This window comes from Micromonospora xinjiangensis (assembly GCF_056150165.1).
Map to the genome: position 1 here is coordinate 245,605 of NZ_JAXCFO010000007.1, position 13,320 is coordinate 258,924.

Here is a 13,320-nt window from a genome sequence, read left to right on the forward strand (position 1 = left end):
CGCCACCGTGACGCTATGCCCTGCGCCGGCCCCGTGTGCCCGCTTCGAGCGAGAACGAACCAGTACCCACCATCCAGGGGTACTTGTGCACGGTCGCCGTATTCGTCCTCACGTTGCCCCTACGCCTCGTCGAGAGGCGCCGACTTCACGCTCCCCGACAGGCGTCCGCCACCGGGACGATCCCGGGCCCCACTACAGCGCCACGACGGCCGCTGTCTCCGCCGGTAGTTCGATGCGGTCGCGCATCACCGTCACACCGTCGCCGGTGGCCAGCAGCACCTTCCGCACCACCCCGGGCAGAGTGATCCGCTGCGGCTTTCCGGCCAGGTTCGCCGCCACCAGGCACTCCCCCCGGCGCATCAGCAGGAACTGGTCGCCGTGCCGCACGTCCACGGCCGACAGCCGTGGGTCGGACAGGTCGGGCCGCGCCTTCCGCAGCGCGATGAGTCGCCGGTAGAACTCGTACATCTCGCGGTGCTCGGGCTTGTCCAGCTCCGCCCAGTCGAGCCGGGACCGCAGGAACGTCTGCGGGTCCTGCGGATCGGGCACCTCCCCCTCCGGCCAACCGTGCGAGGCGAACTCCCGTCGGCGCCCGGTGGCGACGGCGGCGGCCAGCTCCGGCTCCGGGTGGGAGGTGAAGAACTGCCAGGGCGTGGACGCGGCCCACTCCTCCCCCATGAACAGCATCGGTGTGAACGGCGCCGTCATCAGCAGCGTCGCCCCGACCCGCAGCAGGGCGGGCGAGAGGGACGCGGAGATCCGGTCGCCGGTGGCGCGGTTGCCGATCTGGTCGTGGTTCTGGAGGTACGCCACCAGCCGGTGCCCGGGCAGCCGCTGCCGGTCCACGGGCCGCCCGTGGTGCCGCTGCCGGAAGCTGGACCAGGTGCCGGCGTGGAAGAAGCCGCCGGTGAGCACGTCGGTGAGCGCCTCCAGCGACCCGAAGTCGCCGTAGTAGCCCTGCCGCTCCCCCGTCAGCAGCGTGTGCAGCGCGTGGTGGGCGTCGTCGTTCCACTGGGCGTGCAGCCCGTAACCGCCCGCCTCCCGCGGAGTGATGAGCCGCGGGTCGTTCAGGTCGGACTCGGCGATCAGCGACAGCGGCCGGCCCAGGTGGGTGGAGAGGGCCTCCACCTCCACGGTCACCTCCTCCAGCAGGTGCACGGCGCGGGAGTCGGGCATCGCGTGCACGGCGTCCAGCCGCAGACCGTCGACGTGGTAGTCCCGCAGCCACATGAGCACGCTGTCGATGATGTAGCGGCGCACCCCGTCGGAGTGCGGCCCGTCCAGGTTGACCGTGCGGCCCCAGGTGTTGCTCTGCTCGGTGAGGTACGGCGCGAACATCGGCGCGTAGGCCCCGGAGGGCCCGAAATGGTTGTAGACGACGTCGAGGATCACCCCCAGCCCCTTGGCGTGGGCCGCGTCGACCAGCCGCTTCAACCCGTCCGGGCCGCCGTAGGGCTGGTGTGGCGTATACCAGCAGACGCCGTCGTACCCCCAGTTGTGCTCGCCGTTGAAGGCGTTGACCGGCAGCAGCTCGACGAGGTCGACGCCCAGCTCGACCAGGTGGTCGAGCCGGCCGATGGCGGCGTCGAACGTGCCCTCGGGGGTGAAGGTGCCGACGTGCAGCTCGTAGAGGACGCTGCCGGGCAGCTGCCGGCCCGTCCACGCGCCGTCGGTCCACTCGAAGGCCGCGTGGTCGTAGACCCGGCTCGGGCCGTGCACGCCGTCGGGCTGCCACAGCGAGCGCGGGTCGGGCAGGGCGAAGTCGTCGTCGTCGAGGAGGAACGCGTAGTCGGTGCCCGGGCCGGTGCCGGGCGCCTCGACCCGCCACCAGCCGCCGGCCTCGGCGCGCATCTCGTGGTCGGTGCCGTCGAACAGGCGCAGCCGGACCCGGGCGGCCTCGGGCGCCCACACCGTGAACTCGGTCATGCGGCAGCCTCCACGGAATCGGTGGGAGCGAGGAGGGCGACGGGGTAGGTGCTCAGCAGATCATGAAGGAGCAGCTCAGACCCACTGTAGACCCGTCCGGTGAACACGTCGCTCACGTTGTGTCCGGGAAGTGACAGAAACGTGTCGCGCCAGCCACCGGCGCGGGCGAGGCGTACCGGCAGGCGGGTGGCGACCGCGATCGCGCCGCCCCGGTCGAAGGCCACGGCGTGCGCGGCGGCCGGCCCGTGCACCGGCACCGGTCGGTAGCCGGTGAACAGCTCCGGGTGGTCGCGGCGCAGCCGCAGGGTCCGCGACACCACGAGCAGCTTCGCCGCGCCGTTCGCGTCGACGGGCGGCCGCCAGCCCGCGTCGAGGCGGGCCAGCAGCTCGCGACGTACGGGGAAGTCGACCGGCCGCCGGTTGTCCGGGTCGACCAGCGAGTTGTCCCACAGCTCGCTGCCCTGGTAGGTGTCGGGCACCCCGGGCATGGCGAGCTGCACGAGCTTCTGCCCGAGGGAGTTCGACCAGCCGGCCGGGGTGATCTCGTCGGCGAACGCGGTCAGCTCGGCGCGCAGCTCCGGGTCGTCGTACATCCGGTCCACCACGGCGTGCAGCGCCCCCTCGAAGGCGGCGTCGGGGTCGGCCCAGCTGGTGGAGACCGACGCCTCCCGGGCGGCCTTCTCCACGTACGCGTGCAGGCGCTCGCGCTCGATCGGCCAGGCGCCGACGGCGGTCTGCCAGAGCAGGTGCGCGAACGCCGGGTCGGGCAGCGGTGCCCGGGCCGTCCAGGCCGTGACCCGGGCCGCCCACCGGTCGGGCAGCTCGCTGAGGACGGCGAGGCGGGCCCGCACGTCCTCGCCGCGCTTGGTGTCGTGGGTGGACAGGGTGGTCATGGCGGCCGGCCAGCGGACCTGCCGGGCGGCGGCGAAGCGGTGGAACTCGGCCGGGGGCACGCCGAAGTGGGCGGGGCTGCCCCCGACCTCGTTGAGGGCGACGAACCGGCTCCAGCGGTAGAAGGCGGTGTCCTCCACGCCCTTGGCCATCACGGCGCCGGTGAACTGGGGGAATCGCGCCGCCAGCTCGTCGTCCGGGTCGCGCAGCCGCCGGGTGACCGCGTCCAGCGCGTCCGCGAGGTCGGGGCGGCGGCGGCCGGCCTCCGCGCGGGCGGCCGCCAGGTGGCGGGCGCCGTGCGGCGGGTAGCCCCGGTAGACGGGGAAGGCGGCGGCCAGCTCGGCGAGGGCCGCCCGGGCGGCGTCGGGCTCCACCTCGGGGGCGAGGGCGGCCAGCCGGGTCAGCTCGGCGGCGAGCAGCCGGGTGGCGGCGGCGAGCTTGGTGTCGTGGGTGAGGTCCTCCCACGAGGTGCGCCGGCCGACGAGCCGGGTGTCCAGGGCGGTGAGGTCGGCCTCCGCGTCGGCGTCCACGAACAGCCCGGACACCGCCGCGAGGGACTCGTAGCCGGTGGTGCCCTCGACCGGCCAGTCGGGCAGCTCCTCGCCGTACTCCAGGATCTTCTCCACGACGAGCCAGACCCGCGGCGCCGCGGCCCGCAGCCGGGCCAGGTAGCCGGCGGGGTCGCGCAGCCCGTCGGGGTGGTCGACGCGAATGCCGTCGACCTCGCCGGCCGCCGCCCACGCCAGGATCAGCTCGTGGGTGGCGGCGAAGACCTCCGGGTCCTCCACCCGCAGCCCGGCGAGGTCGGAGACGGCGAAGAAGCGGCGGTACGTCAGCTCGGCGTCGCCGCGCCGCCAGCTGACCAGCTCGTAGTGCTGCCGGTCGTGGACCTCGCGGGCGGTGCCGTCGCCCGTGCCGTCGGCGACGGGGAAACGGTGCTCGTGGTAGCGCAGCTCCCCGTCGACGACCTTGAGGTCGCCCAGGGCGTCGGGGGTGTCCGCGAGCACCGGCAGCAGCAGCCGGCCGCGCTCCCAGTCGATGTCGAACCAGCGGGCGTACGCCGACGAGCGTCCCCGGCGCAGCACGTCCCACCAGGCCGGGTTGGCCGCCGGCGCGGCGACCCCCGCGTGGTTGGGCACGATGTCCACCACGAGGCCGAGCCCGGCGGCGCGCAGCGCGCGCAGCAGCCGCCGCCGGCCCGCCTCGCCGCCGAGCTCCGGGTTGACCGCCCGGTGGTCGACCACGTCGTAGCCGTGCGCCGAGCCGGGGGTGGCGGTGAGCAGCGGCGCGCTGTAGAGGTGGGTGACGCCGAGGTCGGCGAGGTAGCCGGCGAGGCCGGCGGTCGCGTCCAGGTCGAACCCGGGGCGGACCTGGACGCGGTAGGTCGCGCCGACCCGGGCCGGGCGCGGGAGGGGTGCCGCGGGCATCTCAGATCGTCCTCTCCAGAACCACCAGGGAGCGGTCCGGTACGCAGAGGGCGCCGCCCGCCTCGACGACTGTGGTCTTCTCCGCGTCCGGGTCCGCGGTGCTGATCACCAGCTCCCAGCGCTGACCGAACTCGGCGGGCGGAAGGGTGAAGTCCAGCGGCGCGTCGTGGGCGTTGAAGCAGAGCAGGAACGAGTCGTCGTGGTGGCGCTGGCCGTACGTGCCGCGTTCGCGGATGCCCTCCCCGTTGACGAACAGCGCCACCGAGCGACCGAAGTCGTTGCCCCAGTCCTCGCCGGTCATCTCCCGGCCGTCCGGGGTGTACCAGGCGAGGTCGGGCAGGGGTGAGCCGACGTCCCGCCCGCCGACGGGCAGGCCGGTGAAGAAGCGGCGGCGGCGGAACACCTGGTGCCGGCGGCGGAAGGCCACGAGCCGCCGGACGAACTCCAGCAGCGCCTCGTCGGCGTGCTCCCAGTCGATCCACGACAGCTCGCTGTCCTGGCAGTAGGCGTTGTTGTTGCCCCGCTGCGTACGGCTCAGCTCGTCGCCGTGGCCGATCATCGGCACGCCCTGGGAGAGCATCAGGGTGGCGAGGAAGTTGCGCTGCTGGCGGGCGCGCAGGGCGAGCACCGCCGCGTCGTCGGTGGGGCCCTCCACGCCGCAGTTCCAGGACCGGTTGTGGCTCTCCCCGTCCCGGTTCTCCTCGCCGTTGGCCTCGTTGTGCTTGTCGTTGTAGGACACCAGGTCGGCCAGCGTGAACCCGTCGTGGCAGGTGACGAAGTTGATGCTGTGGAAGGGGCGCCGGCCGTCGTCCTGGTAGAGGTCGGCGGAGCCGGAGATCCGCGACGCGAACTCGGCGAGGGTGGCCGGCTCGCCGCGCCAGAAGTCCCGCACGGTGTCCCGGTACTTGCCGTTCCACTCGGTCCACTCCGGCGGGAAGTTGCCCACCTGGTAGCCGCCGGGGCCCACGTCCCACGGCTCGGCGATCAGCTTCACCTGGCTGACCACCGGGTCCTGCTGCACCACCTCGAAGAACGTGGAGAGGCGGTCCACCTCGTAGAACTCGCGGGCCAGGGTGGCCGCCAGGTCGAAGCGGAACCCGTCGACGTGCATCTCCCGCACCCAGTAGCGCAGCGAGTCCATGATCAGCTGGAGGGAGTGCGGGCTGCGGACGTTGAGGCTGTTGCCGGTGCCCGTGTAGTCGACGAAGTAGCGCCGGTCGGACTCGGAGAGGCGGTAGTAGCTCGCCGTGTCGATGCCCTTGAAGCTCAACGTCGGCCCGAGGTGGTTGCCCTCGGCGGTGTGGTTGTAGACCACGTCGAGGATCACCTCGATGCCGGCGGAGTGCAGCGCCCGCACCATGCCCCGGAACTCCTGCACCTGCTGGCCGAGCCGGCCCATCGCGGAGTAGCCGTGGTGCGGGGCGAAGAAGCCGATGGTGTTGTAGCCCCAGTAGTTGCGCAGCCCCAGGTCGGCCAGGCGGTGGTCGTGCACGAACTGGTGCACCGGCATCAGCTCGATCGCGGTCACGCCGAGCCGGGTCAGGTGCTCGATCATCGGCGGCGACGCGATCCCGGCGTAGGTGCCGCGCAGCTCCTCCGGGATGTCGGGGTGGCGCATGGTCAGGCCGCGCACGTGCGCCTCGTAGATCACCGAGTGGTGGTACGGGGTGCGGGGCGGCTTGTCGTTGCCCCAGTCGAAGTAGGGGTTGACGACCACGGACTTCGGCATGAACGGCGCCGAGTCGACCTCCGACATCCGCTCGGGCTGGCCCAGGTCGTAGTCGTAGACCGCCGGGTCCCAGGTCACGTCGCCGTCGATCGCCTTGGCGTACGGGTCGAGCAGCAGCTTGTGCGGGTTGCACCGCAGCCCGTTCGCCGGGTCGTACGGGCCGTGCACGCGGTAGCCGTACCGCTGCCCCGGCTCGATCCCCGGCAGGTACGCGTGCCAGACGTACGCGTCCACCTCGCGCAGCTCGACGCGGCGCTCGGCGCCGGTGTCCCACTCATCGAAGAGGCAGAGCTCCACCTTCTCGGCCACCTGGGAGTAGATGGCGAAGTTGGTGCCCATCCCGTCGTACGTGGCGCCGAGGGGGTAGCGCTCGCCCGGCCAGACCTGCATGTCGCTCCTTCGGTTCTGATCATGAGCGCACCGCGTCATGAGCGCACCGTACGGCGGGCCGGGCGGTGCGCACGGCGGTAATGCCCCGCGCCCGGTCCGGCCAATCCATCCTGTCAGCCGATTGCCGGAAATCCGTCCGAGTCGGACAGGCGGGATGATCGGGTGTCTTCCGTCACGGTGGCTCTCCTCGAGATGCGGACCGCCGCCGCATGCCCTTTGCTGGTCCGGGGGCGCGCGCCCGCGCGTCACCGCCCGGCCTTCGGCCACCCACCACCGTTCGTCGCGCCGCCATCGCCGCCGGCGCGTGCCCACCTGCCTGGACGGAGACGAATGTGACGACGCTGCGGGTCGGCGACCAGCTCGCCGCCGCGCCGGACCGCACCTGCCGGCCCACCCTGACCCGGTCCCAGATCCCGCAGTCCCCCGGCTCCGGCGCGGCCCCGCCGGCGCGGCGCATCCTGATGCTCTCGTGGGAGTACCCGCCGGTGCTCGTCGGTGGCCTCGGCCGGCACGTCCACGCCCTCTCCGTCGCCCTCGCCGCCGCCGGCCACGAGGTCACCGTGGTCACCCGCCACGCCGACGGCGCCCCCCTGGAGGAGTACGCCGACGGCGTCCGCGTCATCCGCGCCGCCGAAGACCCCGTCACCTTCCCCCTGGCCACCAACACCCTCCTGGCCTGGACCATGGCCTTCAACCACACCCTCACCCGCGCCGCCCTGCGCGCAGGCGAAACCGCCGACTACGACGTCATCCACGCCCACGACTGGCTCGTCGCCCACACCGCGATGACCCTGCGCGAGCACCTCGACGTCCCGCTGGTCACGACCATCCACGCCACCGAGGCCGGCCGGCACCAGGGCTGGCTGCCCGAGGAGATGAACCGCACCATCCACGGCGTCGAGCACTGGCTCGCCGGTGAGTCCGGCCGGGTGATCGTCTGCTCCGGGTACATGCGGGACGAGGTGACGGGGCTGTTCGGGGTGCCGAACGGCCGGGTCGACGTGGTCCCCAACGGGGTGGAGGCCCGGCGCTGGCGGGCGCCGCGCGGTGCGGTGGCGTCGGCCCGGGCCCGGTTCGCCGGGGACGGCCCGCTGGTCACGTTCGCCGGCCGCCTGGTGTACGAGAAGGGCGTGCAGCACCTCCTCGCGGGCGTGCCCCGGCTGCGGGAGCGGCACCCGGGGTTGCGCGTCGTGGTGGCCGGCGACGGCCCGTACCGCGGGGAGCTGGAGACCGAGGTGCGCCGGCTGGGGCTGGCGGGCGCGGTGAGCATGCCGGGGTTCCTCGGCGGGGTCGAGTTGCCGGCCGTGATGGCCGCCTCGGACTGTTTCGCGGTGCCGAGCATCTACGAGCCGTTCGGCATGGTCGCCCTGGAGGGGGCCGCCGCCGGGGCGCCGCTCGCGGTCTCCGCCACCGGCGGGCTGGCCGAGATCGTCGAGCCGGGCGTCACCGGGATGACGTTCGCGCCGCAGGACCCGGACGGGCTGGTCGAGGCGGTGCACGCACTGCTCGCCGACCGGGAGCGGGCCCGCTCCCTGGCCCGCCGCGCGCTCGCCGTGGTGCACGAGCAGTACGGCTGGGCGTCGATCGCGCAGCGTACCGCCGCCACCTACGCGGCCGCGATCGCCGGCGGGCCGGCGTTCGCGGCGGAGCGCGCGGCCCAGCGGATGGCGCACGGCCTCGCCCTGCCGGCGCTCGGCGAGGGCAACCTGCTCGCCGCCGCCGGCCTCCGCTGACCCAGCCTCCCTCCCCCGGGCGGGGATATGGGCAGGCCGCCGGTCCCCTGTGGGGGCCGGCGGCCTGTTTTCTGTGTGCCGGAGGTCAGCGCTCGGCGAGGGGCACGAAGGCACGCTCGGGAGAACCGGTGTAGACCTGCCGCGGGCGGCCGATCTTGGTCTCCGGGTCGTTGATCATCTCGCGCCACTGGGCGATCCAGCCGGGGAGGCGGCCCAGGGCGAAGAGCACCGTGAACATCTTGGTGGGGAAGCCCATGGCCTTGTAGATGAGGCCGGTGTAGAAGTCCACGTTCGGGTAGAGCCGGCGCGACACGAAGAAGTCGTCGGCGAGGGCGATCTCCTCCAGCTGCATCGCGATGTCCAGCAGCGGGTCCGGCTTGGCCATGCGGCCGAGCACGTCCTGGGCGGCCTTCTTCACGATGGCGGCGCGCGGGTCGTAGTTCTTGTAGACCCGGTGGCCGAAGCCCATGAGCTTCACGCCGTCCTGCCGGTCCTTCACCTTCTGCACGAAGGTCTTGACGTCGCCACCCTCGGCGTGGATGCGCTGCAGCATCTCCAGCACGGCCTGGTTGGCGCCGCCGTGCAGCGGGCCGAAGAGGGCGTTCACGCCCGCCGACACCGAGGCGAACAGGTTGGCGTTGCTGGAGCCCACCAGCCGGACCGTGGAGGTCGAGCAGTTCTGCTCGTGGTCGGCGTGCAGGATGAAGAGCATGTCCAGCACCCGGGCCATCACCGGGTCGACCTCGTACGGCTCCGCCGGCACACCGAACGTCAGCCGCAGGAAGTTCTCCACGTAGCCGAGGGAGTTGTCCGGGTAGAGCAGCGGCTGGCCGATCGACTTCTTGTAGGCGTACGAGGCGATGGTGGGGACCTTCGCCATGAGCCGGACCGTGGAGATCTCCACGTGCTCGGAGTCGAACGGGTCCAGGCTGTCCTGGTAGAAGGTCGAAATCGCGCTCACCGCGGACGAGAGCACCGCCATCGGGTGCGCGTCGCGCGGGAACCCGTCGAAGAACCGGCGCATCTCCTCGTGCAGCAGCGAGTGCCGCCGGATCCACTCGGTGAACTCGCTGAGCTGCTGCTCGGTCGGCAGCTCCCCGTAGATCAGCAGGTACGAGACCTCCAGGAAGGAGGACTTCTCGGCCAGCTGCTCGATCGGGTAACCGCGGTAACGCAGGATCCCCGCGTCGCCGTCGATGTAGGTGATCGCGGACGAGCAGGCCGCGGTGTTGACGAAACCGGGGTCGTAGGTGGTCATTCCGGTTTCTTTCAGCAGCTTGCTCACCCCGATACCGGCGGGGCCCTCGACCGCGGTGTGCACCGGCATCGACAGCTGCCCGCCGGGGTGATCGAGCTTGACTTCCGTCATGTGGTTCCTCGCTTCGCCGGCAGATCCTCGTTGAATTGCCTTCGCTTTTACCGTAATCGTGGTTCCTGGGACACCGTTTGCCGTGGTTCTGCGGTGAGGTATGCGTCACCCGATTCCCGACCGGCCGGATGGGGAAACCGGTGAAACGCCCGAACGAATCAGGACAGGGCGAGATGGCGCAACCCGCCGTCGGTGGCGATCTGGTAGACGTCGAGTCGATTCTCCCCGGCGTGGAAGAGCGCGTCGTCGGCGAGGAGCGCGGCGAAGCGACGGCCGCCCGGATCGGGGGGCACCACCGGCACGACCGCGCCGACCCGACCGTTCACGACGACCGCGAGCAGCGTGCCGTCGTTCACCTCGTCGGGAACCGTTCCCCACACGAGCGCCGGCAGCGTGCCGGTGTCCGGGTCGACGGCGCGGAACGAGCCGAGATCGGCCACCCGGGCCGAGCCGCCGGACGGGCGCTGCCCCACGGTCGTGCCCACCAGCGGGTGCGGGCCCGGCGGCGGCACGGGCTTCGGCACCCCGTCCGGGATGGTGATCGGCTGCGCCGGTCGGTCGTAGAAGTGCTTCTGCCCCGCCGGCCGCGGTGTCGCCCGCGCGGACCGCCCGTCGACCCGCCACGGCAGCCGGACGCCGGCCTCGTCCGCCACGGTCGGCAGCAGGTCCACGTGCTCCCAGTTGCGGTCGTCGACACGGCCGGTGCGCTGGCCCGGCTCCTTCACGAACATCGGCACCCAGGCGACCTCCCCCGGCGCGGCCTTGATGGCGTCCATGCCGCGCCCCTGGAAGCCCCGGGTGAAGCTCACCCCGTGGTCGGCGGTGACCACCACCAGCGCCTGGTCGTAGAGGCCGGTGGCGCGCAGCGTCCGCAGCGTCTCCCCGATGAGCCGGTCGGTGTAGCCGAGCTGGGCCAGGTGCCGTTGCCGGGCCAGCTCGACCCAGCCGGCGCCCTCGTTGGGCAGGTCCTCCGGCCCGTCGTAGCGCGCGCCGGAGGGCAGGAACGTCCACGGCGAGTGCGGCATCAGCAGGTGCAGGAAGTGCAGTGTCGGGCGCGGCGACGGCTTCAACCCGGCCAGGAAGCTCGTGAACCGGGCGGGTTGGTTGTCGTCCAGGTTGTCCCAACGGAACGTGGGGTCGTCGGGGATCGGCTCGGCCGCGTCGATGCCGGCCTCGGCCGCCGTCTGTTCCCGGTAGGAGTCCTCCGGGTCGATCCGGCTGTCGTGCGGCGCGACGACCTGGCCCAGCAGCCGTCGGGTCTCCCGCACCAGCACACCGAGCCCCTGCTCCGGCGCGACGGGCTGCTCGCAGCGGCTCGGCGGGCAGAGCCGGGTGATGCTCTCCTCGGCGCGGATGTCGTACAGGCCGCCGAGGGCGGTGAAGAGGTTGTCCGGGTACTGCGAGTAGTGCGGTGCGACCTCCCGCGCCGGGTAGCGGCCCGTGAGCATGGCGGGCAGCGCGTACGGCGTCCAGCCGCTGACTCCGGTGGCGTTGCGGTACCACGTCGACCCGCCCGCCAGTTCGGCGAAGTGCGGGAACCGGGTCGCGTCGACCCGACCGTCCGGGCCGAGCAGCGAGACCAGCGGCAGCTCGTCGAGGATGAGCATGACGACCGGCGGGTGCACGGCGGTCGCGGCGGTGCCGGCGGCGCCGTCCGCCGCCCGGGGCAGCACCAGCACCGACGTGGGCGAGAGGAACAGGAAAAGCCCCGCGAAGACCAGCGGACCGGCGGCGGCGACCCGCAGCACGCGGCCCGGTGCCCGCCACCGCCGGTGGGCGGCCGCACCGGCGGCGCCGGCCACCGCCGCCACCACCAGCAGCGGTACGCCCCGCAGCGGTGTGACGTGCCGGCCCACCTGCACGGCGAGCGCGGCGAGCAGCAGCCCGACGAGCAGCGTGTGCGTCACCGAGCGGGCCGCGCGGCCGGCGAGCCGGCTGAGCACCCCGAGCACCGCCAGCGGCACGGTGGGCGCCACCGCGACCAGGGCGAGCAGCAGCAGGACCTCCTGGCGGCCGGCGCGGTGGAACAGGAAGAAGTCGGGGCTGCGCCCGAGGACGTCCAGCAGCGGCTGGGTGACCACCAGCCCGACCAGCGCCACGATCTCCAGCAGCCGGCCCAGCTCCGTACGGCAGGCCGCCGCCCAGCGGACGCGACGCCCGGGGCGGGGGTCGGGGGCGGCGGCGTCGCTGCTCGCCGGGTCGGGCTCGGGCGCGGTGGCACCGACGGTCGTCGGGTCAGCCACCCACGACCGCCGTGTAGAGCGTCCGGGTGCCCGAGGGCAGCTCCTCCCGCCGGGCGATCCGGCAGCGGGCGGCGAGCAGTCGCTCGAACTCGGCCCGGCGGTAGCCCGGGAAGAGCCCTTCGGGCTTGTTGGCGAGCAGCCGCCGGGCCATCGGGTCCTCCGGGTGGACGAACTCCACGACGATCCGTGCCCCCGGCGCGCCGAGGTCGGCGAGCCACGCCACCACCTCGGGCAGCGGCACGTTCCGGCCGATGGCCAGGTGGTGCACCACGGCGAGGGCCAGCACCACGTCGGCGGCGGACCGATCGGCGAACGACGCCCGTTCGACCCCCCGCCAGCCGCCGCCGGGCGACGGGTCGGCGAGGTCCATCACCAGCGGCAGGACGCGCCGCTCCCCCTCCGCGCGCAGTTGCCGGTAGAGCGTGTCGACGACGGCCGGGTCCTGCTCGACGGCGACCACCTGGTCGGCGTGCCGGGCGGCGAGGCGGGCGTACCGGCCGTCGTTGGCGCCGAGGTCGAGCACGAGCCGGGGGCGGGGCCCGTCGGCCATTGCGGCGGTGACGAACTGCTCCTTGGCGGCCCGGTCCTGGGCCGAGTAGCCGCAGGTGCGCTGGTAGTCGGCCCAGTGGCTGGCCGCGACCGGCCGGTCGAGCCGACCGACGAGCCGCTGCATGCCCCGGATGGTGGCGAGCGCCAGCTCCCGGGAGTACCCGGCCGCGCGCAGCTCGGCGCGGACGTCGGTGGTGGTGGCCTCGGCGTGCCGGCTCTGCATGGCCGCGTGCAGGTGCAGGTGGGTCGGGACACCGGGGCGGAACCGCCGCAGACCGCGGAAGAGCGGCCGCAGCTCGTCGGCCTCGATCCCGTCCACCCGGGCGCGCAGCCACGGCTGGAAGTCCACGCCCAGGTGCGCGGTGAGCAGCAACGGGTAGAGCATCGTCTGGCAGAACTGCCGGTAACCCGCCCACGGCTCGCCGTCGCGCACCGGCTCGAACGAGCCGACGTCGATGAACACCGGCTCGACGCCACGCCACTGGAGGTTGTACGCCGACCCGTCCTTCGTGGTGAAGCCGGCGGGCAGCGCCTCGCGGAGGATCTCCAGGTGCAGGAGCGCGGCGTCGCGCAGCATCGCGAACGACCACTCGTAGGGGTGCGACACGAAGGGGATGCGTTCGTGCCGCAGCACCGCCGTCCACGACGTGTCACCGGGCACGGCTCCCGGCTCGACCGTCTCGGTGCCGCAGACCTTGCCGGCGGCGAGCAGGGACGCGAAGAACTCGGTGCCGGCCAGCGCCCGCCAGTGCGCGGCGGCCTGCGCGTCGAGCCCGCGCAGCACGTCGTCGCCGAGGTGGAAGACCCGGTTGGCCGGGTCACGGAACGAGCCGGGTTCGGGCCGTACGCCCGCGGGGGAGACTGCCATCGCGGGCGGATCAGCGCTGGTCGGTGGGCTGCCGCCGGAACCGGTCGACCAGGCGCCGCCAGTACAGTTTGGCGGCGACGGCGGCGCCCGCCACACCGCCGACGACCGCCTGCACGATCAGGCTGCCGGATCCCGCGTCCAGGTAGGCCAGGTGGTTCACCGACCGCTCCTTCCCCTCACCAGTCACGACGTCGG

The 13,320-nt window shown here is 73.2% G+C and carries 8 protein-coding genes; 1 reads left to right on the top strand and 7 read right to left on the bottom strand.

Features of this window, described 5'->3' with window-relative positions; genetic code table 11:
* Positions 1 to 192: 192 nt before the first annotated feature.
* The 3 genes from treZ to glgX are packed head-to-tail and all read right to left on the bottom strand — an operon-like array spanning position 193 to position 6,363.
* The gene (gene treZ, locus SM573_RS24955; protein ID WP_474617186.1) at positions 193 to 1,926 is read right to left on the bottom strand and encodes a malto-oligosyltrehalose trehalohydrolase; all 1,734 of its coding nucleotides are present in this window, start codon (positions 1,924 to 1,926) and stop codon (positions 193 to 195) included.
* Positions 1,923 to 4,244: a malto-oligosyltrehalose synthase gene (gene treY / locus SM573_RS24960; protein WP_474617187.1), complete on the bottom strand. Its 2,322-nt coding sequence runs from the start codon at positions 4,242 to 4,244 to the stop codon at positions 1,923 to 1,925. Before treY ends, treZ begins: the two co-directional genes overlap by 4 nt.
* A gap of 1 nt (position 4,245) precedes the next feature.
* Positions 4,246 to 6,363, bottom strand: coding sequence for a glycogen debranching protein GlgX (gene glgX / locus SM573_RS24965; RefSeq protein ID WP_474617188.1), 2,118 nt, complete (start codon positions 6,361 to 6,363; stop codon positions 4,246 to 4,248).
* A gap of 332 nt (positions 6,364 to 6,695) precedes the next feature.
* Here glgX and SM573_RS24970 point away from each other — a divergent pair, with 332 nt between their 5' ends.
* Positions 6,696 to 8,096, top strand: a complete 1,401-nt coding sequence (locus tag SM573_RS24970; RefSeq protein WP_474617189.1) for a glycosyltransferase family 4 protein — start codon at positions 6,696 to 6,698, stop codon at positions 8,094 to 8,096.
* Between the two features lie 85 nt (positions 8,097 to 8,181).
* On the opposite strand, the gene SM573_RS24975 is transcribed toward SM573_RS24970, so the two are convergent.
* The 4 genes from SM573_RS24975 to SM573_RS24990 all read right to left on the bottom strand — a co-directional run bounded on the left by SM573_RS24975 (position 8,182) and on the right by SM573_RS24990 (position 13,285).
* Entirely contained in the window at positions 8,182 to 9,465 is a 1,284-nt protein-coding gene (locus tag SM573_RS24975; protein ID WP_474610320.1) for a citrate synthase, read from the bottom strand.
* Positions 9,466 to 9,623: 158 nt separating this feature from the next.
* Complete coding sequence (locus SM573_RS24980; protein ID WP_474617190.1) at positions 9,624 to 11,708, bottom strand: sulfatase-like hydrolase/transferase; 2,085 nt, start codon at positions 11,706 to 11,708, stop codon at positions 9,624 to 9,626.
* Positions 11,701 to 13,125, bottom strand: coding sequence for a class I SAM-dependent methyltransferase (locus SM573_RS24985; protein ID WP_474617191.1), 1,425 nt, complete (start codon positions 13,123 to 13,125; stop codon positions 11,701 to 11,703). Before SM573_RS24985 ends, SM573_RS24980 begins: the two co-directional genes overlap by 8 nt.
* A 10-nt stretch (positions 13,126 to 13,135) precedes the next feature.
* Entirely contained in the window at positions 13,136 to 13,285 is a 150-nt protein-coding gene (locus SM573_RS24990) for a hypothetical protein (protein ID WP_167183181.1), read from the bottom strand.
* Positions 13,286 to 13,320: the final 35 nt, after the last annotated feature.